The sequence below is a fragment of the Pseudomonas aestuarii genome (assembly GCF_027988105.1).
Classification (GTDB): Bacteria; Pseudomonadota; Gammaproteobacteria; order Pseudomonadales; family Pseudomonadaceae; genus Aquipseudomonas; species Aquipseudomonas aestuarii.
The window spans coordinates 153,987-178,030 of sequence record NZ_JAQJZJ010000002.1; the positions used below are offsets into that span (position 1 = coordinate 153,987).

At 62.8% G+C, this 24,044-nt stretch carries 23 protein-coding genes; 7 read left to right on the top strand and 16 right to left on the bottom strand.

What is annotated here, in order from left to right; genetic code table 11:
• Positions 1-15: 15 nt before the first annotated feature.
• The 10 genes from PH586_RS04605 to PH586_RS04650 form a co-directional block, all read right to left on the bottom strand.
• Positions 16-1,098, bottom strand: a complete 1,083-nt coding sequence (locus PH586_RS04605) for an AI-2E family transporter (RefSeq protein WP_271346599.1) — start codon at positions 1,096-1,098, stop codon at positions 16-18.
• A gap of 83 nt (positions 1,099-1,181) precedes the next feature.
• Positions 1,182-1,997 (bottom strand): DUF4892 domain-containing protein, encoded by an 816-nt coding sequence (locus PH586_RS04610; protein WP_271346600.1) that lies wholly within the window; start codon positions 1,995-1,997, stop codon positions 1,182-1,184.
• An 8-nt stretch (positions 1,998-2,005) separates the two neighbouring features.
• Positions 2,006-2,668 carry a glutathione S-transferase family protein gene (locus PH586_RS04615; protein WP_271346601.1) on the bottom strand — a complete coding sequence of 221 codons (663 nt, stop codon included), beginning with the start codon at positions 2,666-2,668 and terminating at the stop codon, positions 2,006-2,008.
• A gap of 50 nt (positions 2,669-2,718) precedes the next feature.
• Complete coding sequence (locus tag PH586_RS04620; protein ID WP_271346602.1) at positions 2,719-3,582, bottom strand: alpha/beta fold hydrolase; 864 nt, start codon at positions 3,580-3,582, stop codon at positions 2,719-2,721.
• Positions 3,579-4,388: an alpha/beta fold hydrolase gene (locus tag PH586_RS04625; RefSeq protein ID WP_271346603.1), complete on the bottom strand. Its 810-nt coding sequence runs from the start codon at positions 4,386-4,388 to the stop codon at positions 3,579-3,581. Before PH586_RS04625 ends, PH586_RS04620 begins: the two co-directional genes overlap by 4 nt.
• A 147-nt stretch (positions 4,389-4,535) precedes the next feature.
• Positions 4,536-4,994, bottom strand: a complete 459-nt coding sequence (locus tag PH586_RS04630) for a hotdog fold thioesterase (RefSeq protein WP_271346604.1) — start codon at positions 4,992-4,994, stop codon at positions 4,536-4,538.
• Between the two features lie 51 nt (positions 4,995-5,045).
• Positions 5,046-6,713, bottom strand: coding sequence for an AMP-binding protein (locus PH586_RS04635; RefSeq protein WP_271346605.1), 1,668 nt, complete (start codon positions 6,711-6,713; stop codon positions 5,046-5,048).
• A 115-nt stretch (positions 6,714-6,828) separates the two neighbouring features.
• On the bottom strand, positions 6,829-7,293 hold the full coding sequence (gene sixA, locus PH586_RS04640; RefSeq protein WP_271346606.1) for a phosphohistidine phosphatase SixA: 465 nt from the start codon (positions 7,291-7,293) through the stop codon (positions 6,829-6,831).
• A 10-nt stretch (positions 7,294-7,303) separates the two neighbouring features.
• A complete protein-coding gene (locus PH586_RS04645) occupies positions 7,304-7,651 on the bottom strand; it encodes a DUF4389 domain-containing protein (protein WP_271346607.1) in 348 nt (115 codons plus the stop codon).
• A gap of 24 nt (positions 7,652-7,675) precedes the next feature.
• A complete protein-coding gene (locus PH586_RS04650) occupies positions 7,676-8,698 on the bottom strand; it encodes an NAD(P)H-dependent glycerol-3-phosphate dehydrogenase (RefSeq protein ID WP_271346608.1) in 1,023 nt (340 codons plus the stop codon).
• A gap of 164 nt (positions 8,699-8,862) precedes the next feature.
• Here PH586_RS04650 and PH586_RS04655 point away from each other — a divergent pair, with 164 nt between their 5' ends.
• The 5 genes from PH586_RS04655 (at position 8,863) to fabB (ending at position 15,838) form a co-directional block, all read left to right on the top strand.
• The gene (locus PH586_RS04655; RefSeq protein WP_271346610.1) at positions 8,863-11,031 is read left to right on the top strand and encodes a TonB-dependent receptor plug domain-containing protein; all 2,169 of its coding nucleotides are present in this window, start codon (positions 8,863-8,865) and stop codon (positions 11,029-11,031) included.
• Between the two features lie 31 nt (positions 11,032-11,062).
• Positions 11,063-11,956 (top strand): ABC transporter substrate-binding protein, encoded by an 894-nt coding sequence (locus tag PH586_RS04660; RefSeq protein ID WP_271346612.1) that lies wholly within the window; start codon positions 11,063-11,065, stop codon positions 11,954-11,956.
• Positions 11,953-13,881 carry an ATP-binding protein gene (locus PH586_RS04665; protein ID WP_271346614.1) on the top strand — a complete coding sequence of 643 codons (1,929 nt, stop codon included), beginning with the start codon at positions 11,953-11,955 and terminating at the stop codon, positions 13,879-13,881. Before PH586_RS04660 ends, PH586_RS04665 begins: the two co-directional genes overlap by 4 nt.
• A 208-nt stretch (positions 13,882-14,089) precedes the next feature.
• A complete protein-coding gene (gene fabA, locus PH586_RS04670; protein WP_238041459.1) occupies positions 14,090-14,605 on the top strand; it encodes a 3-hydroxyacyl-[acyl-carrier-protein] dehydratase FabA in 516 nt (171 codons plus the stop codon).
• A 12-nt stretch (positions 14,606-14,617) separates the two neighbouring features.
• Positions 14,618-15,838, top strand: a complete 1,221-nt coding sequence (fabB, locus tag PH586_RS04675) for a beta-ketoacyl-ACP synthase I (protein WP_271346615.1) — start codon at positions 14,618-14,620, stop codon at positions 15,836-15,838.
• Positions 15,839-15,925: 87 nt separating this feature from the next.
• Here fabB and mddA read toward each other — a convergent pair whose 3' ends face one another.
• The 4 genes from mddA to PH586_RS04695 all read right to left on the bottom strand — a co-directional run bounded on the left by mddA (position 15,926) and on the right by PH586_RS04695 (position 20,738).
• On the bottom strand, positions 15,926-16,687 hold the full coding sequence (mddA, locus tag PH586_RS04680) for a methanethiol S-methyltransferase (protein ID WP_271346617.1): 762 nt from the start codon (positions 16,685-16,687) through the stop codon (positions 15,926-15,928).
• Between the two features lie 54 nt (positions 16,688-16,741).
• On the bottom strand, positions 16,742-17,017 hold the full coding sequence (locus tag PH586_RS04685) for a DUF4242 domain-containing protein (RefSeq protein ID WP_271346618.1): 276 nt from the start codon (positions 17,015-17,017) through the stop codon (positions 16,742-16,744).
• 115 nt (positions 17,018-17,132) lie between these two features.
• Complete coding sequence (locus PH586_RS04690) at positions 17,133-19,934, bottom strand: PAS domain S-box protein (protein ID WP_271346619.1); 2,802 nt, start codon at positions 19,932-19,934, stop codon at positions 17,133-17,135.
• Positions 19,935-20,033: 99 nt separating this feature from the next.
• Complete coding sequence (locus tag PH586_RS04695; RefSeq protein ID WP_271346620.1) at positions 20,034-20,738, bottom strand: response regulator; 705 nt, start codon at positions 20,736-20,738, stop codon at positions 20,034-20,036.
• 197 nt (positions 20,739-20,935) lie between these two features.
• Here PH586_RS04695 and PH586_RS04700 point away from each other — a divergent pair, with 197 nt between their 5' ends.
• Positions 20,936-21,370 (top strand): OsmC family protein, encoded by a 435-nt coding sequence (locus tag PH586_RS04700; protein WP_271346621.1) that lies wholly within the window; start codon positions 20,936-20,938, stop codon positions 21,368-21,370.
• Between the two features lie 6 nt (positions 21,371-21,376).
• Here PH586_RS04700 and PH586_RS04705 read toward each other — a convergent pair whose 3' ends face one another.
• Both PH586_RS04705 and PH586_RS04710 read right to left on the bottom strand, forming a co-directional pair.
• Positions 21,377-21,841 (bottom strand): DUF3859 domain-containing protein, encoded by a 465-nt coding sequence (locus tag PH586_RS04705; protein ID WP_271346622.1) that lies wholly within the window; start codon positions 21,839-21,841, stop codon positions 21,377-21,379.
• Between the two features lie 65 nt (positions 21,842-21,906).
• Positions 21,907-22,929, bottom strand: coding sequence for an amidohydrolase family protein (locus PH586_RS04710; protein ID WP_271346623.1), 1,023 nt, complete (start codon positions 22,927-22,929; stop codon positions 21,907-21,909).
• Between the two features lie 209 nt (positions 22,930-23,138).
• Between PH586_RS04710 and PH586_RS04715 the strand changes: the two genes are divergently transcribed.
• Positions 23,139-24,017 carry a pirin family protein gene (locus PH586_RS04715; RefSeq protein WP_271346624.1) on the top strand — a complete coding sequence of 293 codons (879 nt, stop codon included), beginning with the start codon at positions 23,139-23,141 and terminating at the stop codon, positions 24,015-24,017.
• Positions 24,018-24,044 lie beyond the last annotated feature (27 nt).

Consider the following 24,044-nt stretch of genomic DNA (forward strand, 5'->3'; position numbering starts at 1 on the left):
AAACGGCAACACCCCCTAGTCCAGCCCATCGGGAGGCAGGCTCTCGCGCGGCGGCTGAGACGCTGGCGTCTTGTTTGCCACCCAGTCGGTGAGCAGGCTGTAGGCCACGGCGAGCAAGGTCGGCCCCAGGAACAGGCCCATGAAACCAAAGGCCAGAAGCCCGCCAAACACGCCGAGCAGGACCACCACCAAGGGCAGATTACCGCCGCGACTGATCAGATAGGGCTTGAGGATGTTGTCCACGCCACTGATCACGAACATGCCCCAGATCCCGAGAAAGATGGCAAAACCATAGTCACCCTGGGTAAACAGCCAGGCAGTGGCAGGCACCCAGATCAGCGGCGGCCCCATGGGGATCAGGCTGAACACGAAGGTGAGGATGCCGAGGATCAGCGCACCCGGCACACCGGCTATATAGAACCCGATAAACGCCAACAGCGCCTGCGCTGCCGCCGTGCCGATGACACCGTTGACCACCCGCTGTACGGTGCCGGCAACCAGTTCCAGATAGTGTTCGGCACGATCCCCGATCAGGCGTTCAAGCAGGCTCCGGGCGAACTCCGCCAGCCGTGCGCCGTCACGGTAGAAAAAAAACACCAGCACCAGGCTCAGGGACAGTTCAAGAATTCCCCCGCCAACTTGCGCACTCCGGGCCAACAGCCAATTGCCGACCTGACCGAGATACGGCTTGAGGGTGGCCAAAAACGCCACCCCCTGCTGAGCAATGGTCTGCCACAGCCCGAGCAGACTTTCACCTAGCAGCGGGATCTCCACCAGCCAGTCCGGCGCTGGCGGCAGGCCAGTGATCTGGTAACCCTTGAACAGCGCCGTGGCTGCGCCGACATGCTCGGCCAGGTTGAACCCCAGCATCACCAGGGGCACCGCCACCAGACCGATCCAGCCCAGGGTCAACAGCCCCGCCGCAGCGGTTTGCCGACCATTGAGCAGGCGGGTCAGCCCGCGCATCAGCGGCCAGCTGGCAAAGGACAACACCGCAGCCCAGAACAGTGCCGAGCCAAACGGCGCAAGCACCCACAGGCTCGCGCCGAGGAGCCCGAGGAGCAAAATCTGCACCAGCAAGCGGTCGTTATTGAGCATTCTTGCAACTCCGCACAGTGAGAAACGACACTGGGCCCTGCACCTCAGGTGCAGGGCCCAGTCAGCAGGCCATTGCAGGATGATCAGCGCAGCAGGTTGATACGCAACCCTGCAACGCTATCATCGCCCAGCTCCAATCGCGCGGCCCTGACCCGCTGTTCGACCAGCGCCTGGCGCCAGGCTTCGGCCTGGGCGCCGGACAGGCTAACGCGCAAGGTGCTGTCGAGGTTGAGGCAGCGCGCCAGCAATGTCACCCAGGCCTCGCTGGGTTCGGCCTGCTTCGGCAGGCGCAACTCGCCACCGTCCTGCAACTGGCGGAACAAGGTCGCAGGTGTGGGCAACACCTCAGGCAGCGGTGCATTGGCCGCCAGCAGTTCGACATGCAAATAGGCTCGTTTATTGCCTCGGGTGATGCTGTAGAGCGCCAGCAAACTGTCGTGTCGCGGCTCGGCCAGGCGCATCAGCACGTAGGCCTGCTCGTCATCGGAGCCATACAGGATGCGGTTGCCGAAGACCGCATTGGCCCACAGGCTGCTCGAGCCGCACTCACGGGCCTGACACCAGTAGAGCAACTCGGCATCCTGCGCCTGCAACGCTTCGCGGGCGGCGGTGAATACGTCATCGGCCGTATGGGTGCGCGGCAACTCGTACGTCAGCGAGGTCAGCTGCCCCTGCACCGCCACTTCACGCTCATAGCGCAGGCGGCCACTGATACGTCGAATCGAACCTTGCGGATAGATCCGCTCCTGCTCGGCGGCTTCGCTGAAAGCGACGATCTGGCTCCCAGGAAAACGCGGCAATACCTCAAGATCGCGGCTGCCGGCAACATCCGCCGCAGATACAGCAGCCACCATGGCCGTGCTTGCCAACACGCCAGCCAACAGACTGAACCAGCCCATGTGAGCCCTCATTGGATCAGCATCGACTGGGCGGTCTTAACCGCGGTGTCATCCAGCACTTCGCGGCGCGGCAAGACGATGCCGCGCTGCACCGCCGGGCGGCTCTCGATCGCCGCAATCCAGCGCTGCACATGCTCCAGGCCCTCGATCGAGACCCCCGACCAGTCATGAATGCGCACCCAGGGGTAGGTGGCGATATCGGCAATGCTGTAGTCGCCGCCCAGGTATTCGGCCTCGCCCAGGCGTGCATCGAGGACTTCATAGAGGCGCCGGGTTTCGTGCTGGTAACGGTCGATCGGGCCTTGCAGCTTCTCTGGAAAATACCGGAAGAACACATTGGCCTGCCCCTGCATCGGGCCGATACCGCCCATCTGGAACATCAGCCACTGCAACACCAAGGAGCGGCCCTTGAGGTCCTGCGGCAGCAATTGCCCGGTCAGCTCAGCGAGGTAGATCAAGATGGCGCCGGACTCGAACACGGCGAAGTCGCCGTTATCGCGGTCGACGATGGCCGGAATCCGGCCGTTGGGGTTGATCTTGAGAAATTCCGGGGTCTTCTGCTCTTTGCGCTCGAAACTCAGCGCATGCAGGTTGTAGGGCAACTGCAGCTCCTCGAGCCCAATGGTCACCTTGTGACCATTGGGGGTCGCGGCGGTATAAAGGTCGATCATGCGATTCTCCATTGCAATCGGCCCCACCTTCCCCAGTTGCCTTTGGCAAGTCAAGACGAGCGTAAGAAAGGATTGAAACAGTCTGCTACGAGCTGCGCGCCAGCTTCGTCATCCAGATGCAGATGATGCCCGCCGGGCAGATGGGCCAGCTCGATCGGCAAGCCGCGCAACAGCTCGTCAAAGTGCGGCTGCGCCACGAACATGCCCTGCTCGGCCAGCAGCAGGCTCACCGGGCATTGCAGGGACCGGACAAAAGCCATGGCATGGGCATGGGTCAGGCGCAGGGGCGATGGCAGGGTCAGGCGGTTGTCGGTGCGCCAGGTGTACCCGCCCGGTACCGGCATCAGTCCGCGCTGGGCCAGCAACTCGGCGGCTTCGCGGCTGACTGCTGCGGTCCCGCGCATGCGCGCCTGCACCGCACGTTCGAACTCGGCGTAGACCGGCTTGCGCTTGCCGGCCAGGGCCATCTGCGCCTTGAGCGCCTCGGCCAGTTTCTGCGGCGCCGTGTCGGCCTCGCCGGTGAAGGGAATCAGGCCATCGATCAGCGCCAGGCGTTCGACCCGCTCGGGCAGTGCACCGGCCAGCAAGACCGAGACAATGGCGCCCATCGAATGACCGAGCAGGGAAAAGCGCTGCCAGCCGAACTGCTCGGCCACCTGCAGGACATCGTGCACGTTGTCCCAGATACTGTAGCTGGCCCCCGGCGGACGGTGATCGGAATGGCCGTGACCGGCGAAATCCAGGGCCACGATGCGCAGCCCCGGCAACTTGGGCGCCAGCCGGGCGAAACTCGCGGCATTGTCCAGCCAGCCGTGCAAGGCGATCACCGGCCGGCCATCCGCCGGGCCGTACAGATGGGCCGCCAGCTCGATATGCGGCAGGCGCAGGCGGACTTCTTCGAACGGCAGCGTCATGCGGACACCTCGACAGGGGGTTGACCGGACCAGCGTCTGAACAGCGAGCGCAACAGCTCGGCCGTGTCCTGCGGCCGCTCCAGGGGGAACATGTGACCGCCCGGCAGGGTCAGGTACTCGCCTTTGGCCATCCGCCGAATCAGGTGCGCGTGATGCGGCAGCACCACGCGGCTGTGCCGACCACGGATCATGGCCAGGGGCACTTGCAGCTGCTGCGGGCGTCCTGGGCTGGTGTGCGGCACACTGCGATAAATACTGATTTCCGTGGCCGGGTCGAAACGCAGGCGCAGGCTCTGCCCATTGCCGTGCAGGCCATGCAGCAGATAGGCATCCAGGCATTCCGGATCGAAACGGCGAAACAGGCTCTTGGCGGCGAAGTAGCTGCGCGCCTCGATCAGGTCGGCGAACTCTTCGCGCCGCCCCAGGGTGCGCCCGGCCGGGGTGATGCGGTCGATGAAACCGAAGCGCTTGGCCGCGCGGATGACGATGCGGTCGGCCAGGGTCAACACCGGCGAATCGAGCATCACCACCCCACGGTACAGCTCAGGCCTGAGCAAGGCCGCATGGTAATGCAGCACACCGCCGAGCGAGTGGCCGACGCCCCACACGGGCTCGCCGCGCTGCTCGAGGTGATGCAGCAGCTCGTCGACCAGGTTGCTCCAGTTGTCATTCACCGGGAAGCGCGGATCGTGGCCATGTTGCGGCAGATGCAGCACCTGGTAATCCGGGGCCAGGGCCGCGAACAGCTTGCCGTAGGTGGCCGAGGGAAAACCATTGGCATGGGCGAAGAACACGGGCTGAGTCATGGCGGCAGGCTTAGGCGAAATGATCTGGGGATTGTCCGGCAGCCACGCCGACACGGCAATGACGAATCGGCCAGTGAATGACGGCACTATGGCCAAATCCAAGGGGAGGCCCGCCAGCAAGCCGACGCGGGCCGGTTGCGACCCGATTCAACGGAGCGCCGGACCGTTCTTGTCCAGCGGCACAATGGCCATGGTCAGCCGAGAGATGCAGCTGATTTTGCCATCCTCGCCGCTCAGGCGAATGTCCCAGACATGGGTGGTACGCCCCAGATGAACGGCGCGCGCCACCGCCGTGACCCGCCCACTGCGCAAGCCGCGCAGGGGGTTGGCATTGACCTCCAGACCGACGCAGGAGAACTGACTGCTGTCGATACACAGGTGGCTTGCCATGGAACCGAGAGTTTCCGCCAGCACCACCGAGGCGCCACCGTGCAGCAGGCCATAGGGTTGGTGAGTGCGGGCATCGACCGCCATGCTGGCGCTGATGGACTCCTCATCAAAAGACTCGAAGCGAATGTCCAGCTGTTCACAGATGGTGTTGTTCAAGCTCGCATTGAGCTGTTCGATATCCGCAATTTGCCGCCACAGGCTCTGGGAAACCCTCATTTGAAATTCAAGGAACGCGACTCGGCTCGGGAACACCTCGATCGGAAGCCGTCACTCGTGCCATAGCACCGTTTCGTGGCGCTCGACCCAGCCGGCGAAGCGTGGCCCGTAAGTGCCTTCGACCACGGCGCGCTTGATCTTCAGGGTCGGCGTGAGAAAGCCGTTGTCCACTGCCCAGACGTCTTTGACCAATACCAGACGCTGCAAGCGCTCGTGCTTGTCGAGATCCAGATTGACCTGTTCGAGCAGGGCCTTGAGGCTGCGCTCCAAATCGCCACGGGTACCATTGGCGACCTCCAGACGGCCGACATCGGAAAGCACACAGAGCGCCATGGGCTGAGCCAGACCATCACCAACCACACACACCTGCTCGATGCGCGAATGCACGGCCAGACGGTTTTCGATCGGCGCCGGGGCGACATATTTGCCCTTGCTGGTCTTGAAGATTTCCTTGATCCGTCCGGTCAGGCGCAGGTTGCCCTCGCTATCCTGCTCACCCTTGTCGCCGGTGCGCAGAAAGCCGTCGACGGTGACGGTTTCCGCGGTTTTCTGCGGATCCTTGTAATAACCCTGCATGGTCGCGCCACTGTGCACCTGCACTTCGCCATCCTCGGCAATACGCACCGCCACACCGGGGCTGTGCTGACCGATCCAGCCAGACTTGAATTTGCCCGGCCGGCCGACATGCGAGTAGCCGCAGTTCTCGGTCATGCCATAGACCTCGAGGACTTCCAGGCCCAGGCGCTTGTACCAGTTGAGCAAGGTCTCAGGCACAGGCGCGGCGCCAGACAAGGCATAACGCACCGCATCCAGGCCAAGACCGGCGAGCACCTTGTTGCCGAGCAAACGACCGAGCAGTGGCAGCTTGAGCAGCACGTCGAGTCTTGCCGCCGGCATCTTGCTGTACACCCCCATCTGGAACTTGGTCCAGATCCGCGGCACGCCGAAGATCACCGTCGGCCGGGCCCGCTTGAGGTCTTCGAGGAAGGTCTCCAGGCTCTCGGCGAAGAATACCGTCTGCCCAGAGTAGATCGACGCCATCTCGACGAACATGCGCTCGGCCACATGACACAGCGGCAGGTAGGAGAGGACCCGATCGTCTTCCCCGACACCGAACAACTCGGTGGCATGGCTGGCGGCAAAGCCCAGGTTGCTGAAATTGTGCATCACCCCTTTCGGCGTGCCGGTAGTGCCTGAGGTATAAATGAGGGTGGCCAGTTGATTGGCTGACGGCGAGGGGTCGTCCTGAATCGGCGTACAGGCTTGCAGCTCATCCCACAGGTAGCTGAACGGCCCTGGCGGGCGCAGCGGCAAGCCGATGGTTGGCAGCTCATCAGGCACCCCCGCCGCCATGTCCGGCCAGTCGTCCAGCTTGCCAACGAACACCAGCGCCGCCTCGGAATGCACAAGCACCTGTCGCACCGAGTCGGCGGTCAGGTTGGGGTACAGCGGCACCGAGACGTGCCCGGCCATCCAGATCGCCAGGTCGGCGATGATCCAGTGTGCACAATTCTTGGAAATGATCGCGATACGACTGCCTCGCGGCAGCTCCTGACTGCGCAGCCAGTTGGCGCTCCGCCGTGCCTGCTCGCCGACATCGGCCCAACTCAACTCCTCAAGCTGACCGCCCGGCAACGGCTGAACCATGTAGCGCTTATTCGGGTGTCGGGCTTCACGCTGGTAAAACACGTCCAGCGGCAAACGGATTGTATCGGCCACAGGCCTTCCTCCTTTGTTGTTTTTGTGGAGCCAACCAAGCAATTGCTTGGCTGGACTATATCCACGCACAAAGGCGAGTCGCAAGTGAAGAAATGTTTCGCTGTGTAGCCCGATTTCAGGCGTGTTGCGGGTGCACCAACGCGCGCAAGTCCATCAGGCCGGCAGCCAGAACTTCGCCGTCCAGCTCGGCCAGGCTGGCGGTATGCATGGGCAACGCCTGCTGCCGGTGACCGTGGATCAACAGCCCGGCCAAGGCTCCAACCAATGGCTGGTGACTCACCAGCAGCAACTCGCCATCGTCGTAGCGATCGAGCTGGCGAAGGACTTCGCGCGGGTCGCTATCCGGCGTCAGCCAAGGCACGGTATGGATAGCGCCGGTGTAACCCAGGACGTCGCGGACCAGCGCGGCGGTTTGTTGCGCACGGACATAGGGACTGGCCAAGATCGTGCCGAGCGCACGCCCCTGCAGCTGCACCGTCGCCTGGCGCACCTCCTGGCAACCCTGTGCCGTCAAGGCGCGCTCGGCATCGCTGCGCGCCTGTACTTCGGCCTCACCATGGCGCAATAACCACAGCCTCATTGGCCAAGCCTCACAGTTTCGGCTCTTCGTCACGCACCGGGTGTGGCGCGGGTGGCACGCTATGCGGCGCCTGACCTTGCGGGGCCTGCGGCGTCGGCCAATCGGCGAAGGGCCAGGGCTTTTCTTCGCTATTGAAGGTGCCGAAGCGGCCGATCTGCGCCAGGTACTGGCTCAGGCTGTCACCAAAACCGAGCAGGCTGGCATTTGGCGCACCATAAAACAGCCGGTAACCCAACTGCAGCAAGACCACGCCTGCGAGCACCAGCTCGGCCAGTTGCCAGACGATGGCGAACACTGCCATCCAGAGAACCCGCAGCAGAATGGACTCGCGTTCCAGCTCTTTAGGCGCTTCGCTCATGAAAATCTCCTTGTCAGTCGCGGGTCAGAAACCCGTGGTGGGAATAAAATCGACATCGGTCTTGGGCTCGGCAAGCATCAACTCTCCGATCACCTGATTCAGCGTGCGCCCCTCAAACACAATGGCATGCAAACCTGTAACCAGTGGCATGTAGATCTGCAATTCCTCGGCCTTGTCCTTGAGCACCTTGATGGTGTTGACGCCTTCTGCCACCTCGCCCAATCGTTCCACCGCATCCTCGAGGCTCAGGCCCTCGCCCAGGGCGAAGCCGACCTGATAGTTACGGCTTTTCGCTGACGAACAGGTGACGATCAAATCGCCGACCCCGGCCAGTCCGAGAAAAGTCATGGGGTTGGCCCCCAGCTGCACGGCAAAGCGGGTCATCTCCGCCAATGCGCGGGTGATCAGCATGCTCCGGGTGTTCTCGCCCATGCCCATGGCCGAGGCCATCCCGGCCATGATCGCGTAGACATTCTTCAGCGCGCCGCCCAGCTCCACGCCAAAACGGTCGCCACTGGCATAGACGCGGAAGGTACGACCGTGCAGCGCCTCCTGGACCCGCAGGCACAGCTCTTCATCCTCGCTGGCGATCACCGAGGCGGTCAGCGCGTGCTCGGCGACCTCCCGGGCCAGATTCGGCCCAGACAGGACGCCGATACGTGCCCGCGGGGCGATCTCTTCGAGGATCTGGCTCATCAGCTTGAAGCTATGCGCTTCGATGCCTTTGATGGTGCTGACCAGCAGCTTGCCATCGAGCTGCCCAGCTACCGGCTGCAGCACCTGACGCAGGACGCTGGAGGGCAAGGCGACAAACACCAGCTGGCAGGCATTCAGGGTCGCGGCAAGGTCAGAGAGGGGCACCACAGCCGAGTGAATTTTAATCCCTTTGAGATAGCGCGGATTTTCGCGCGTAGCGAGGATGGCCTCGACCTGCTCCGGGTCGCGCATCCAATGCAACACATGCTGACCGTTCTCCGCCAGCAGGTTCGCAATTGCAGTGCCGAAGCTGCCGCCGCCGAGTACGGCTATGGGTTGCTGCTCAGTCATAAAAGTATCCGTTTTGGGCCATGTGCAATGACAATCTGGATTGCATTATACGGGCCGACAGGGCTGCGGCCAGCTTTTAGCTGGAGCTCAAGCCTGGCCAGGACTGGCAGAAATGCGCGCCCGCGTGTGCAGGTCGACTGAAAAAGCCGTGTCGCTCGGTTAATATGCCGCCCCCTCACCACGAACAGGGCCGTTGCGTGGCAATCAACACCCGAGCTTCACTTCATCTGACGCTGCTGGCATTGCTGGCCACTGGCCAAGTGTTGGCCAATGACCTGTTCGACAGCGACTCCGCCATGCCTGAGGTGCTGACTGCCACGCGCCTGAAGCAGTCACCGGCGGCAGTACCCGGCAGCGTCACGGTACTCGACAGTGCCTTGATCACAGCCAGCGGCGCCCGTGATATCCCGGAGCTGCTGCGCCTGGTACCAGGCATGATGGTCGGCTACCGCAACGGCAACCAGGCTACCGCCAACTACCATGGCAGCAACGTCACCGAGGCGCGCCGCCTACAGGTGCTGGTCGATGGTCGCTCGGTCTATCGCCCCGGCCTGGCCAGCGTGGACTGGACGGATATTCCCGTGGCCATCGAAGACATCGAGCGCATCGAAGTGTTTCGCGGACCGAACACCGTCAGCTATGGTGCCAACGCCCTGATGGGGGTGATCAATATCCTCACCCGCCACCCCCTCGACAGCCGCGGCACGCGCCTGAAGACCACCCAGGGCCAGCGCGGTATCCATGACTGGTTCGCCAGCCACGGCAGTGCATGGCCGGACGGCGCACTGCGCCTGTCACTGTCGGGCCTGCAAGATGACGGCTTCGATCACGACCAGTTCGGCCGCGATTACCGCGACAGCCGTCGGCTTAACCGCTTCAACCTATCCGCCAGCCAGCAACTCGACAGCCGCCACAGCCTCGACTGGCAACTGGCGGCCAAGGAAGGCAGCAACCAGCGGCCCTATGGCTACACCCCGGTATTCGACGCCATCGCGCCTGGCGACAAGGGCTCGGATGTCAAGGCCCGCGACTACGCCGGCTCGCTGCGCTGGACCCTGGACTTGAGCCCCGAGCACAGCCTCCACCTGCAAAGTTCGGCACAACACTGGCAACGCAAGCAGGTCTGGCGCGCCTGCGAGGCGGAAGTCGCGCTCAGTCCGGAGCTGGGCCAGCTGTGGGACCTCAATCCGTTCTATGTGGTCAAGTTCGGCGACTATGTGAAGCAGCTCAAGAGCGACCCCGGCACTGCCGTGCTGCCTGCGGGGACTGCCCAGGAGCAGACGCTGGCCGGCGCCGTGCTGGCCCAGCTGGACGGCGGTGCGACCCGCCCCGTCTGCGGCGACGTCAGCCAGAGCATCCGCGAGACCCGCTACGATTTCGAACTGCAGGACACCCTGAGCCTGTCCGACGACTTGCGCCTGCTCAGCGGCCTAAGCTATCGCTACGATCAGGCGGACTCCGAGACCTATTTCAACGGCGCATTGAGCAACCACATCTGGCGCCTGTTCGGCCACCTGGAATGGCAACTCGGCGCCCACTGGCTGGTGCAGGGTGGCGCCATGCTGGAAGACGACCAGCTTTCGGGCAGTTCGCTGACCCCGCGCATCGCCGTCAACTACCTGATCACTCCGCGCCACGGCCTGCGCGCGGTGTACTCCGAAGCCGTGCGTTCGCCAGACATGTACGAGAACAACGTCGACTGGCGCTACCGAGTGCGCAACCTGCAGCCGCAGGCCTTCGGTCAGAGCAGCGCGACCTACTTCGCTCGCTCCCGTGGCCCCGGCAACCTTGACCAGGAAATCATGCGTTCGCGTGAACTCGGCTACAACGGTTCCTTTGCCAACGCCGGCATCGACCTGGATATCAAGCTGTTCTACGACGAAATCCACAGCATGATCAGCGAGCCGCTGCGCAACGACAGGTTTTTCCCGAACAACGCCAACCGCATGCATTTCAGCGGAGTCGAGACCCAGCTCGACTGGCAACTCGGCCATGCCGACCGTCTGCGCCTGAGCTACGCCCTGGTCGACTTCAGCGCCAGCAGTCATCTCGACCGGCCTCTCACCGCGCGCCACAGCGGTTCCGCCGGTTGGTTGCGCGACTGGGGCCAAGGCTGGTCGAGCGGTCTGTTCTATTACGGCGCCGACCAACTCAATCAATACCATTTCGAACGATTGGACCTGCGCGTGGCCAAACATATGGTCATCGGCACTACCGCCCTGGAACTGGCCGGTGTCTTGCAACAGCGCCTCGACGATGAGCCTATGACCTGGCAAGAAAACCGTCACGACCAACGACACCTGCTGTATTTCAGTGCGGAGCTAGACTTCTAGGATGGATTACACCGCCTCACGGATGAGCCCCATGCACTATTCATGGATACGCTACTGGCTCCTATTCTGCTGCCTCTCGTGCAGCCTGCCGTTGCGTGCTGCCGAGATCATCCTCAGCGGCGCCGAAGACAACCCAGCCATACGCGCATTCAGCGCCGCCCTGGCCGAGCTGCGCCCGCTGGATCGAGTGCGCTTCATGCCGCTGGCACAACTGCCGAGCCCCACACAAATTCCTGCCGATACCCGCCTGGTCCTGCTCGACCTGCAGGCCCTCGACTGGCGCCTGAGGACATCCGGCCCACCGACCCTGATGCTGCGCATCAGCCGCTTGCATGCCCAGCAACGCCTCGGCAATCGCCGTCCAGCGCATATCAGCCTGCTCTGGAGCGACCCGGCTCCCGCCCGCCAATTGCGCCTGACACGCTTGCTGGTGCCGCAGGCACAGCGGATTGGCGTGCTCTACGACGAGCACAGCCAGTTCCTGCTCGACGAACTGCGCCGCGCCGCCACGCCGCTGGGGCTGGAGATCGTTGGCCAAGCCTGGCCGGACACCCATGACAATCGGCCCCTGCTGGCCCTGCTGCAACGCACTGACCTGCTGTACGGAGTGAACGATGAGGACCTGTTCAATCCACGCACCGCAAAGAACCTGTTGCTCACCAGCTATGCCCAGCAGCGCGCCATGATCGGCCCCAACTCCAGTTTCGTGCGCGCCGGCAGCCTGGCGAGCATTTACAGCGACCGGCAAGACTGGCTGAACAGCCTCAACCAACTGCTCGACCAGCCGCCCGAGAGCTGGCCGCGCAGCGCTTACCCCGCCTATTTCAAAGTACGCGGCAACCGCCAAGTGGCACGCGCACTGGCCATAGAACTGGCCGATGATGCGCGCCTGGCGCAGCAAGTGGCTGAAGGAGAAAACCTATGAAGCTGGGCCGTGGCTGGGACCTGCATACCCGCACGCAGTTGATCAGTGTCGGGCCGGCGCTGCTGATGACGTTGCTGCTGACTGGTTTTTTCACCTTCGAGCGCCTACAGGATCTGCGCCAAGAACTCGACCACACTGGCCAGTTGATTGCGAGTCAGCTGGCTCCGGCAACCGAATACGGGGTTATCTCCGGCAACCTTGGGGTGCTCGATGCCCTGTTGCAGGCCACCCTGAAGACCCCGCACGTGCGCTTTCTCGAAGTGCGTGACCGCGCCGACAACATCCTGGTGTATGTCGAACAGCCCAGCAGTAAAGGCCAGGGCAACGCACAGGTGGAAATCTTCCATGCACCCATTCGCCTGCAGCGGATCGCACTGGACGGCGACTTTCTGCAAACACCGCCGAGTGACCCGGGGCAAGCTACCGAGCACGACCTGGGGCGTGTTGTGGTCGGCATGTCGAATGACGCCTTCAACAGCCGGCAACAGGAAATTCTCCTCAAGGCCACAGCCCTGGCGCTGCTCGCCCTGATCCTGACCTACATCCTCGCCCGCCGCCTGGCCCGCCGCTTGTCACAACCCCTGAGCGCCATGGGCGACGCAGTCACGGCGATCCAGGGCGGCGACTTCCACACTGCCCTGCCCGAACCCGAGGATGGCGAACTGGGCGCCCTGGCCCGACATATCAACAACCTGGCCACTGGCCTGAATCGTGCCGGCCTCGAGCAGAAGCAAGCCATGGCGCTGCTGGTCAAGGCACGTGAAGAGTCGGAGCGTGCCAACAGCGCCAAATCCGATTTCCTGGCCATGATGAGCCACGAACTGCGCACCCCGATGAATGGCGTACTGGGCATGCTGCAATTGCTGGAGACCACCCAGATGACCCAGGAACAGGTGGAATATGCGGCGCTGGCTGCCGAATCCACCGAGCACCTGCTGAAAGTCATCAATGACATTCTCGACTTCTCACGCATTGAGCGCGGGGCACTGGAACTGGAATCCATCGCCTTCAACCTGCTGGAGTTGGTCCAGGCTTGCGTGCAGGTGTTCCAGCACAGCGCCCAGCAACGCGGCCTGGCGCTACAACTGGACACCCAAGGCGGCCTGGAGTCGCTTGAAGTTCAAGGCGACCCGACACGCATTCGGCAGATCCTGGTCAACCTGATCGGTAATGCACTGAAGTTCACCGAAGCCGGCAATATCCGCGTGCAAATCCGCTGGCAAGCGCTGGATGATCAGGTGCTGTGGCTCACCTGTGCCGTGCACGACAGTGGCATAGGCATCTCGGCCGATCGCCTGGAACACATGTTCGACGCTTTCCAGCAGGCCGACACCTCGATTTCCCGGCGCTACGGCGGTACCGGTCTGGGTTTGCCAATCGCCCGCACCCTGGCCGAGCGCATGGGCGGCACCCTGCGCGGCGAAAGCCAGGAGCAATGCGGGTCGGTGTTCACCCTGGAAATCCCCCTGCCCTTCTCCCGTCAGCTCCGCCCGATCACCGTGAATGCTCCGGCACAAGAGCGCCAAGGACAAGGTCAGGATGTGCTCCTGGTCGAGGACAATCCGGTCAACCAGACCGTGATCGAGGCCATGTTGCGCAGCCTCGGGTATCAGGTCTGCCTGGTCGGCGATGGTGCCCAGGCGGTACAAAGCGTGGCGCGCCAGCACTTTGCCGCCATCCTGATGGATTGCCGTCTGCCGATCATGGATGGCTATGAGGCCACCCGGCAAATTCGCCACCTCGCGGGCCAGGCCGATACACCGATCATCGCCCTCACCGCCAATGCCTTGCAGGGCGATCGCGAGACCTGTCTGGATGCCGGCATGAATGATTACCTGGCCAAACCCTTCAAGCGCGCCGATCTGCAACGGATACTGCTACGCTGGCTGCCACCCCGACCATCGACCAGTGTTCAAGACAACTAAAGTGTTGCAGGCTTGACCTACATGGGCTTACCAATGCGCCCCGCTGTGGCAAGATATCGGGGACGGAGTACCGCGGTACTCAGCGCGCTGTGACTTTCACCACAACGCAACAGTCTATGACTAGGCTACCGGTAGACGCACAATAGTAGCGTGACCGCCCAGGACGATTCACCCAGCCTTGGCGCATGGGAAATATTGAGGAGCTCGCATGACCAAACAAAACGCCTTCACTCGGGAAGACCTGTTGCGCTGCAGCCGCGGCGAACTGTTCGGCCCGGGTAATGCGCAACTGCCCGCCCCGAACATGCTGATGATCGATCGCATCACCCACATCAGCGACACTGGCGGCAAGTATGGCAAGGGCGAGATCGTTGCAGAACTCGATATCACCCCGGACCTGTGGTTCTTCGGTTGTCACTTCGAAGGTGACCCGGTGATGCCAGGCTGCCTTGGCCTCGACGCCATGTGGCAGTTGGTCGGCTTCTTCCTCGGCTGGCAAGGCAACCCAGGCCGTGGCCGTGCGCTCGGCTCGGGCGAAGTTAAGTTCTTTGGTCAGATTCTACCGACGGCCAAGACAGTGACCTATAACATACAGATCAAACGCACCATTACCCGTTCGCTGATCCTGGCCATCGCCGATGGTACGGTCAGCGTCGATGGCCGCGAGATCTACAGCGCCGAAGGCTTGCGCGTCGGCCTGTTTACTTCTACCGACAGTTTTTAAAGGATTCCCCCCATGCGTCGCGTCGTGATTACTGGTCTGGGCATCGTTTCCTGCCTGGGCAATGACAAAGAAGCCGTCTCCGCTAGCCTTCGCGCTGGCAAGTCGGGCATTCGGTTCAATCCTGAATACGCCGAGAAGGGCCTGCGCAGCCAGGTTTCCGGCTCCGTTGACCTGAATCTGGAAGAGCTGATCGACCGCAAGGTCTACCGCTTCATGGGCGATGCGGCGGCCTTCGCCTACCTGTCCATGCAGCAGGCCATCGCCGATGCTGGGCTCAGTGACGAGCAAGTATCCAACCCGCGGGTCGGCCTGATCGCCGGCTCCGGTGGGGCTTCCACATTCAACCAGATGGAAGCCATGGACATCCTGCGCGAGAAAGGCGTCAAGCGTGTCGGCCCCTACCGCGTACCGCGGACCATGGGCAGCACCGTTTCCGCCTGCCTGGCCACCCCGTTCAAGATCAAGGGCGTGAACTACTCCATCTCCTCGGCCTGCGCCACCAGCGCCCATTGCATCGGCAACGCGATGGAGCAGATCCAGATGGGCAAGCAGGACATGGTCTTCGCCGGCGGCGGCGAAGAAGAGCACTGGAGCCAGAGCTTCCTGTTCGACGCCATGGGCGCCCTCTCCACTCAGTACAATGCCACCCCGGACAAGGCATCGCGTGCCTACGACGCCAAGCGTGACGGTTTCGTCATTGCCGGTGGCGGCGGCATGGTCGTGGTCGAAGAGCTGGAGCATGCGCTCAAGCGCGGCGCCAAGATCTATGCGGAAGTCGTCGGTTACGGCGCTACTTCCGACGGCTACGACATGGTTGCCCCGAGTGGCGAAGGCGCCGTGCGCTGCATGCAGCAGGCGCTGGCCACCGTGGATACGCCCATTGACTACCTGAACACCCATGGCACCTCGACCCCGGTCGGCGACGTCGCGGAAAGCCGCGCAGTTCGCGAAGTGTTCGGCGCCAAGGCCCCGGCCATCAGCTCGACCAAGAGCCTGACCGGCCACTCCCTGGGTGCTGCCGGCGTCCAGGAAGCGATCTACTGCATGCTGATGATGGAAGGCAACTTCATCGCCGGCTCGGTCAACATCGAAGAAATCGATCCGGAAATCGCCGATCTGCCGATTCAGCGCAGCACCGTCGAAAATGCCAAGATCGACACCGTCATGAGCAACAGCTTCGGCTTCGGTGGCACCAACGCCACCCTGGTACTGAAGCGCTGGACCGGCAAGTAAAGCGGTACCTGCAGCGACTGGTTTAACCAGAAGCAGTTGACCGCACGACAAAGGGCGCCCACAGGGCGCCCTTTTTTTGCCTGGCATTCAAGCCACTTCCTGCGCGTCCTCACTCGCCGCCTTGGTCCTGAAGCGCGGCAACAACATGGGCACACGCTGGCGATAGGCCTGGTACTCGGGATGGGCCCGCAGCAGATCGCGTTCTTCGAAGAAGATGCCGATCAGGATGTAAGCACTGGTCAGCAGCGCGAACAGCAGGTGAGTGGCGGTCATCTGCGGGGTGCACCAGAAGGCGAAGAACCAGCCCAGATACAGCGGATGGCGCACCACCTTGTAGGCCGCCGGAGTCTTGAACGGCAGCGCGGTGTAAGGCTTGCCCAGCAGATGCAACCAAACCTGACGCAAGCCGAACAGGTCGAAGTGGTTGATCAGGAAGGTGCTGTACAGCACCAGCGCCCAACCGAAGGCGAACCCAGCCGACAGCAGCAGACGACCACTGCGATTCTCCACCTGCCAGATGACCCCGCCCAGCGGCTGCCAGAAGTAGAACAGGGCAATCAGGGCCAGGCTGGAAAGCAGGACATACGTGCTGCGTTCGGCAGCCTGCGGAATGATCCGCGTCCACCAGGCCTTGAAGGCCGGCCTCGCCATCACACTGTGCTGTACAGCGAACAACGTCAGCAAGAGCACGTCGATCACCAGGGCATTACCCAGCGCCAGCTCGGGCACACCGTCTATCCGCTGCGGCACCAGCGGCAGGTCGCCAACAAAAGCGATGGCATAAAGAAAGGTGGCAAAAAACACGGCGTAGCTGGCCACACCGTAGAAAAAGATCGCAAGGCGTTTCATGGTAGGAACCTCATGGCAGACCAGATCTGCTCGGCTGGTCGCTGAATTGGGGGATTAACTGGCGGCGTGACCGGCATCCAGCACGTTGCACACCTCGGTGATGCGATCCGCCGGAAAGCCACTGAGCTGTGCATGGCGCTGGATCAACTCCGGATCCTCGGCCAGGTAGATACAGAACAGCTTGTCGTCGGTGACATAGGAGTGCAGCCACTGGATATCGCCACCCAAGCCCTTGAGAACCTGATGAGAGTGGCGCGCAGCAACGGCCAGTTCGGCCTGGTCCATTTGTCCGGCACGGGGGATGTGGCGTTCGATCACATAGCGTTTCATCGGTATGTCCTGCCTCGTTTGGGAAAGCTGCAGACCGTTCTGCAGTTGAGGTCAGGTTGCACTGCGCCTGTATCAGTAGAACCACTGGGCGTGCATGCTTTGTATGGGTTTGGTTTCAGTCGGCTTCGTGGGCCAGCGTGGCGCTTAACCAATCATGCAGCCGAACTTGGTCGAGGGGCTTGTGCAGCAGTGCACAGACGCCCTGGGCCAGCACCTCGCTCTCATCCAAGCCATCACTGAACCCGGTATAGAGCGCGATCGGCCAATCGGCACGGGCAGCCAGCAGGCGCCGGGCTAGCTGCAAGCCGGTCAGGCGTGGCATGCACTGGTCGAGGATCACCACATCCCAGGCATAAGGGGTGCTCAACAACGCCACCGAAGCCTGCTCGGCGTCGCGCCAAACCTGCACCTCGAGGCCCCAGGCCGCCAGACGTTCGGCCATGTACTCGACCACCAGCGGGTCATCGTCGACCACCGCCACGCGTCCACGCAACCTGGGCCAGACGTTCTCAGCCCGCGCAGCAGGCTTGACTGGCTGCGCCTGGCTCAAGTCTTCGTCGAGCAACGGAATCAGCACCTCGAAGCGAGAGCCCTTGCCGACCTCGCTGCGCAAGTGGATATGCCCGGAATATTCATGGACGATGCCATGGGCCATGGACAGGCCCATGCCGCTGCCCTGCCCCTGCGCCTTGGTGCTGAAGAATGGCTCGAAGATTCGGCCCTGCAGTTCCTCGGCAATACCTGGCCCGGAATCCTCCACCGACAGCCGCAAATAATCGCCAGCAAAGCACTGCTGACAGGACGCGCACACCCCCTGCTCTACCCGGCAACGCTGCAGGGCGATACGCAGGCGGCCGACGCTGCCCATGGCATCGCGGGCATTGATGCACAAGTTCATCAATACCTGCTCCAACTGCACCGGGTCGACCAGCACCGGCGGCAGGTCGGCGGTCAGCTCCGTCACTATCTCCACGCTGGCGGGCAAGGTCGACTGCAGCAGCTGGAGAAAATCGCCGATCAACTTGCTCAGGCGCACCGGCTGCGGCTGGCCGCGGCTGCCGCGACTGAAGGTGAGCATTTGCTGGATCAGATCGCGGGCTTTTTCCGCCGACTGCTGCACCCGAGCCAGGTAGCGGCACAGGCGTTCGTCGTCTTGGTTCTCGGCCAGCTCTTCGGCCATGACCGTATAGCCGAGCATGCTGGTCAGCAGGTTATTGAAGTCGTGGGCGATACCGCCAGTCAGATGGCCGATTGCCTCCATGCGCTGAGCCTGGCGCAGCTGCTGCTCGAGTCGCTCGCGCTGCTGCTCGGCCTCTTGGCGCTCGGTGATATCGCGTACGAAACCGATGAAGTGGGGCCCCTCTGGGCTCTCCACCACGGAAATGGCCAGTTCGGCTGGGAACTCCTCGCCGCTGGCGCGCTGCGCCCGCACCTCGACCCGCCGCCCCAGGTAGGGACCTTCACCGGTTTGCAGATAACGCTGAAAACCCTGCTGGTGAGCGGCGCGGGTGCGTTGGGGAATCAGCAACTCGGCCAGGGGCTGGCCCCGCACCTCGTCTCGGCGATAGCCGAAACACTGCTCGGCTGCGGGATTGAAGGTGGTAATACGTCCTTGGGCGTCCATGCCGATGATGCAGTCCAACGCACTGCCGACGATGGTGCGGTACTGCTGTTCACTCGCGCGCAAGGCACTCTCGGCTTCCTTGCGCTGGGTTATTTCGCGGGTGAAGGCAAGAATGCGGTCGATCCCGCCGATGGTCGCACGCTTGAGGAACACCTCATCCCAGTGCAGGCTGCCGTCACGGTTGCGCCTGCGCCACTCGAAGCGCTGCGGCCCCTCGTTGCGCGCCCGCCTCAGCCAGCTGGCGGCGTCCTCGCCGGTGTAGGGTGAAGAGCCGGCACTGAAGACGTCGATATTGCGCTGCAACATTTCCGAGTAGCTATAGCCATAGGCCTGGCAGGCGCGTGGATTGACATCCACCAGGGCGCCGCTGTCCAAGTCATGAACGAAGATAGCGTCCTCCGAGGCCTCGAAGATCGCCCGGTAGCTGGCCTCGGCATCCAGCCGCTGCAGCTCTGCGGCGGCCCGTACGGAGAAGATGCGCAGGATAGACTCGACCTGATTGCGCGCCGGCAGCGGCCCGCTGTGCCCCACGGCGATCAGTCCCAGTGGCCGACCATCGCTGGCAAACAAGGGGTAGCCGGCATAGCTGTCCAGGTTGAATACGCGCAGGCTTTCGTCGGCGGCATAACGCTGGCCCAACCCAGACTCGACCAGGTGAAAGGCTTTGCCGAATACATCCTGACAGGGCGTACCCGCAATCGGGTAACTGACGTTGCCGCGCAACTTGCCGGCGTAGTAGAGCGCCAGGGTGCTCAATTGCCGACTACCGGGGTCACTCATGCGACTGACGAAGGCGAAGTCGGCACGCAGCGAGCGCGCCAGATAATGCACCAGAGCCTCGAACACCTCTTCGCTGCTGGCCGCCGCCACGCCCAGGGCGACATGCCGCAGCGCCTCCTCGACCCGCTTGCGCTCGCTGATATCGGTGGAGATACCGCAGACGGCGATCACCTGTCGCCTCTCGTCGAATAGGGGAAATTTGCTCGACAGATAGGTCCAGGAACGATTCTGCAGCAGCAACTGCTCTTCGAATTCCACTGAATGGCGCAGGCTGATCACGCTCAGATCATTGGCACGCAGTCGATCGGCCACCTCGCTGGCGAACAGTTCATGGTCGCTGCGTCCCAGCACCTGCTCGGCCTGCAATTTGAAGAAGCGCTCAAATGCCGGATTGACCAAGCAGTAGCGGCCTTCCAGGTCCTTGATGTAGATCACCGCACTGCTGTTGTCGACGATCTGCCGCAACGGATGATCGAGGACACTGCTGACCAATGTCGGAGTCGGCTGAGTCATGTCATGTCTCCCCACAACCGCTTAATCCTGAGTATAGGGAAGTGCAACGCCGCCCAGTCGTGGCGGCAACCAGGCTGAAACAATTGAAACAAGCCGGACTCAGAGCACCAGCATGTAGCCAACGCCGCGCACGGTACGAATGATCTGTGGTTTTTCCGGGTCGTGCTCCAGCTTACGGCGCAGACGAGCGATGCGGATATCGATGGAGCGATCGTAAGGGTTCCAGTCACGATTCTGGGTCAGGTTGAGCAGTTGATCGCGAGACAGGGGCCGGTTGGGACGCTGCACGAAGGCCTGCAACAAGTCGAACTCCATGGCCGTCAGCTCGACTTCCTGCCCCTGCTCGTCGCATAGCTGGCGACGCTGCAGGTCGAGGCGGTAACGGCCCACCGCAATGCCGCCCGCTGGCTTGTCGGGCTCACTGCGCGTTGCTCGCCGATAGCGGCGCAACACCGTCTTGACCCGCGCGAGCAGTTCACGAAGGTCGAAGGGCTTGGCCAGGTAATCGTCGGCCCCTACCTCCAGGCCGATGGTGCGGTCAACCGGACTGCCGGCACCGGAAATCATGATCACCGGCAGGTCGTGGTGTTCGCGTAGAAAGCGCGCCAGGCTCAGGCCGTCCTCACCGGGCAGGCCGACATCCAGCAGCACCAGGTCGGGAATCTGCGATTGCAGGGACTCGCGCATCTGGACACTATCGGCGCAACCCGCCACCCGATAGCCCTGTCCGCCGAGGTAATCTTCCAGTAGCTGACGTACGCCTTCGTCATCGTCGACCACCAGGATCTGCACGCCCTCCTCCATGCCGCCACCTCGCCGCCCGCCATTCCTTACAGCATAGCCAGGTCAGCCGCTGGCGCTGCAGGATTCAAGCTGCATGCACTCGTGTCGCCTGACTGATTGACCAGGATCAAAGCCCAAGTCCCGGCACGCCCTATGCTGATGCCAAACCCAAGCACGCCTGTCTCAAGGGCAAATGACCACAGCATGAGGAATTCTGCATGACCATAAAGACCATCAGCGCCCAGGGACAGCTGAATGCGGGCATGAGCATCGAGGTGCAATGCGGCGAGCACCGCCTGGTCATGGACCAACCCCAGCACGCCGGCGGCCAAGGCCTGGGGCCGACGCCCCTGGATGTGGTGATGGCCGCTGTGGCCGGCTGCTTCGGCACCCTGGGCCGTTACATCGCCCATCAGCAGAAGATCGAGCTGCGCGGCATGCGTTTCGAGATCGAAGCCGACTACGACCCCGATGGCTTGCTTGGCCGGCGCGATGACGTGCGCCCCGGGTTCCAGGCGCTGAGGGTCAAGGTGGAGATCGACGCCGACCTCAACCGCGAGGAAAAGCAGGCCTTTCTCGAGGAGATCGAACGGCGTTGCCCGCTGGCCGACAACCTGCTCAACGGCACCCAACTGCACAGCCAGCTGGCCTGACCAGGCTCAGCGCACCTGAAAACGCTGCTCGGCCAGCTTGCGGTCATCCTGGAACACCAGGAAATGCCACTCACCCGCAACGACCTCATGGGGTTCGCTGAACTCGAAGGCCATGACGTCCTGGGGGGCGCCCGGAACCAGCGCCTGGGTCACCACGAACTTGTCGTGACGCCTACCGTCCGGGGTTGTGATACCAGGCGTGAGATACAGCAGGGTCAGCGGCGCATCGCCAACGGCCTTGCCCGCCAGGCTGTAGCGCATGCCGAATTTGGTGCCGAGCTTGGCCGGGATCAGTTCGCGGCGTTCGATTGGCTGGTTGCTGCGGGTCAGCAGCCGCTCGCCCGGTTTGAAATCCTCGTATTGGCTGGCGAAGATGCCGTATTCCACGGGCCCCTCGACCCGTACCTCGGCCTGTACCAGACCGCTCATCAGCATGAGTGCGGCCAGCGCACTGAAACGGGCGTATTGCATGTCGCGCTCCTTGTTTGGGATGGCGCGAGCCTATGACACCCTTGTGACAGGCGAATGACAAGCCGCTACTTGGCGGGGGTTTCCTCTGCCTTGCGCGGCAGTATGGCGAGGAAGTTGTCCCGCGCGACCCCGTGCGCCGCCTCGGTGGGCAACGCATCGAGGAACGGCTCGAAGCCCCGCATGAGTTCGCCCATGCTGTCGAAGTGACCGACCACGTCGGAGCCGAGCATGAAGCGCTCGGGATAGCGACTGACCAGCGCGATCCAGTGCGGGTCGGGCGTGCCCTGCTCATCCAGCAGATAGGGCCTGAGCATGCTCCAGGACAGATCGATATACAGGTTCGGGTAGGCTTCGAGCATGCGTTCGAGGGTCGACAGGAGGAAGTCCAGCTTGTCCTGATGCCGGTGTATTTCCAGGCTGGTGCCGGCATGTGCCCAGATAAAGCGCACGTGCGGATGATTGCGCAGCGGCGCTTCCATTTCCGCCAGGTACAACGGGTTGCGTTCACGCTTGGAGGTGATATTGGCATGCAGCATCACCGGTAGATCGTACTCGGCGGCCAGGTGATAGACCCGCGCCAGCGCCTCGTTGTCGGCTCGTGGGGCATCCCCATGGATCAGCGCGGTCAGGTCGTCGTGCCGGGTGAACACCTCGCCGATTCCCTGCCACAAGCCCGGATCCATTTCGAGCATACGGCGGATATGTGCATCGGCGTTCATGTCGGTGGGGTTGAAGCCGGACAGGAAGGGGTGAAAGCGCCTGCGCTGTTCGACGGGCAGCTGCTTGAAAGCATGCGCGATCAACACATCGGTGGCGCTGTACCAATAGGCATTGGCGTCATCGCCGGCGTAGTAGCGCGGACGCTTGGGTTCGTTCTCATCCCATTTCTTTGCCACCGGGATGCCCGACAGCATCACATGTTCGATGTTGGCCTCGGCCATGCGCTTGAGCAGCTTGTCCATGCCGGCGCTTTCCTGGAAAAAGTCGACGTAATGCAAGTGGGCATCGCTGTAACGATACTCGCGGGAATGCGCACTGCTCGCGGCCAAAGCGAGGAACAGAATCAGGCTCAAACGTAGAAGTGGCAAAGCGGCGTCCTCCTGACAGCATGGACTGGGTAGACCCGGCAGATGCCCAGCAAGTTCAGCCAGCGCCCTGGTGCGGGCAACGGCGCCAGGCTGGAAAGGCAAGGCCAACGATCAGGTGCACAGCGTCGCTACGCTCTGGCGGCGCTGGTCTGCAACCGCCGCGATGGGCTAGGCTGGTAGCCTCGCCATATGCCGACTCCGGAGTTGCCATGAGCGCTAACCACAACGCTACCGGCCTGCTACTGATCCGACCGCGCCAGGAAGACATCGCGGGGCAACCGATCCTGCGCCCATTGCCATCGGCCAAATGCCGCAGTGTCGGCCCCTTCGTCTTCTTCGACCATATCCTCGAACAGACCTATGCGCCCGGCCGCGGCCTGAACATCGACCAGCACCCGCATATCGGCCTGTCGACCCTCACCTACCTGTTCGAAGGCCAACTGCAGCACAAGGACAGCCTCGGTTCGGATCAACTGGTCAAGCCTGGCGAAGTCAGCTGGATGACCGCCGGACGCGCGGTGGCGCATATCGAGCGCACCCCGGCCACGTTGCAAAAAACTGGCTCGCGCCTGCATGGCCTGCAAGTCTGGCTGGCGCTGCCCGCAGCTGACGAACAAGGCGAACCCAGTTACAGCCATCACCCGGCCAGCAAGTTGCCGCGCAGCGAAGCCATGGGCGTGCAGATTTGCCTGATCGCCGGTACTGGTTTCTGCCTGGAGTCGCCTGTAACGGTAAGCTCGCCAACGCTGTACGCCGAGCTCAAATTGGCCGCCGGTGCCCGCCTGGCCATTCCTGCCGAACACCCGGAGCGGGCGCTGTACCTGATTGATGGTGAAGCGCTGCTGGACGATCAAGCGCTGCCGCTGCGTGGCCTGGCGGTACTGCCCGGGGGCGAAGCCTTCACCCTCAGCGCCTGCGGCGAAAGCCATCTGGTGCTGATCGGCGGTCAACCCCTGGGACCACGGCGGATCGATTGGAACTTCGTCGCCAGCGACCCGGCGCTGATCGAGCAAGCGCGGGAGCGCTGGAGAAATAACGAGTGGCCCAAGGTGCCGGGAGAAACCACGCGCATCGAACTGCCACGCTAACGGGGCGACAGCGCCAGCGTCCTTGAC

Bases quoted from the DNA above. Each gene is read 5' to 3' on its own strand.
- PH586_RS04620 (WP_271346602.1), bottom strand. From the start codon at position 3,582: ATGACGCTGCCGTTCGAAGAAGTCCGCCTGCGCCTGCCGCATATCGAG.
- mddA (WP_271346617.1), bottom strand. From the start codon at position 16,687: ATGAAACGCCTTGCGATCTTTTTCTACGGTGTGGCCAGCTACGCCGTG.
- PH586_RS04660 (WP_271346612.1), top strand. From the start codon at position 11,063: ATGCACTATTCATGGATACGCTACTGGCTCCTATTCTGCTGCCTCTCG.
- PH586_RS04630 (WP_271346604.1), bottom strand. From the start codon at position 4,994: ATGAGGGTTTCCCAGAGCCTGTGGCGGCAAATTGCGGATATCGAACAG.
- PH586_RS04700 (WP_271346621.1), top strand. From the start codon at position 20,936: ATGACCATAAAGACCATCAGCGCCCAGGGACAGCTGAATGCGGGCATG.
- fabB (WP_271346615.1), top strand. From the start codon at position 14,618: ATGCGTCGCGTCGTGATTACTGGTCTGGGCATCGTTTCCTGCCTGGGC.
- PH586_RS04625 (WP_271346603.1), bottom strand. From the start codon at position 4,388: ATGACTCAGCCCGTGTTCTTCGCCCATGCCAATGGTTTTCCCTCGGCC.
- PH586_RS04655 (WP_271346610.1), top strand. From the start codon at position 8,863: ATGCCGCCCCCTCACCACGAACAGGGCCGTTGCGTGGCAATCAACACC.
- PH586_RS04645 (WP_271346607.1), bottom strand. From the start codon at position 7,651: ATGAGCGAAGCGCCTAAAGAGCTGGAACGCGAGTCCATTCTGCTGCGG.
- PH586_RS04610 (WP_271346600.1), bottom strand. From the start codon at position 1,997: ATGGGCTGGTTCAGTCTGTTGGCTGGCGTGTTGGCAAGCACGGCCATG.
- PH586_RS04695 (WP_271346620.1), bottom strand. From the start codon at position 20,738: ATGGAGGAGGGCGTGCAGATCCTGGTGGTCGACGATGACGAAGGCGTA.
- PH586_RS04705 (WP_271346622.1), bottom strand. From the start codon at position 21,841: ATGCAATACGCCCGTTTCAGTGCGCTGGCCGCACTCATGCTGATGAGC.
- fabA (WP_238041459.1), top strand. From the start codon at position 14,090: ATGACCAAACAAAACGCCTTCACTCGGGAAGACCTGTTGCGCTGCAGC.
- PH586_RS04665 (WP_271346614.1), top strand. From the start codon at position 11,953: ATGAAGCTGGGCCGTGGCTGGGACCTGCATACCCGCACGCAGTTGATC.
- PH586_RS04650 (WP_271346608.1), bottom strand. From the start codon at position 8,698: ATGACTGAGCAGCAACCCATAGCCGTACTCGGCGGCGGCAGCTTCGGC.
- PH586_RS04715 (WP_271346624.1), top strand. From the start codon at position 23,139: ATGAGCGCTAACCACAACGCTACCGGCCTGCTACTGATCCGACCGCGC.
- PH586_RS04615 (WP_271346601.1), bottom strand. From the start codon at position 2,668: ATGATCGACCTTTATACCGCCGCGACCCCCAATGGTCACAAGGTGACC.
- PH586_RS04690 (WP_271346619.1), bottom strand. From the start codon at position 19,934: ATGACTCAGCCGACTCCGACATTGGTCAGCAGTGTCCTCGATCATCCG.
- PH586_RS04685 (WP_271346618.1), bottom strand. From the start codon at position 17,017: ATGAAACGCTATGTGATCGAACGCCACATCCCCCGTGCCGGACAAATG.
- PH586_RS04605 (WP_271346599.1), bottom strand. From the start codon at position 1,098: ATGCTCAATAACGACCGCTTGCTGGTGCAGATTTTGCTCCTCGGGCTC.
- sixA (WP_271346606.1), bottom strand. From the start codon at position 7,293: ATGAGGCTGTGGTTATTGCGCCATGGTGAGGCCGAAGTACAGGCGCGC.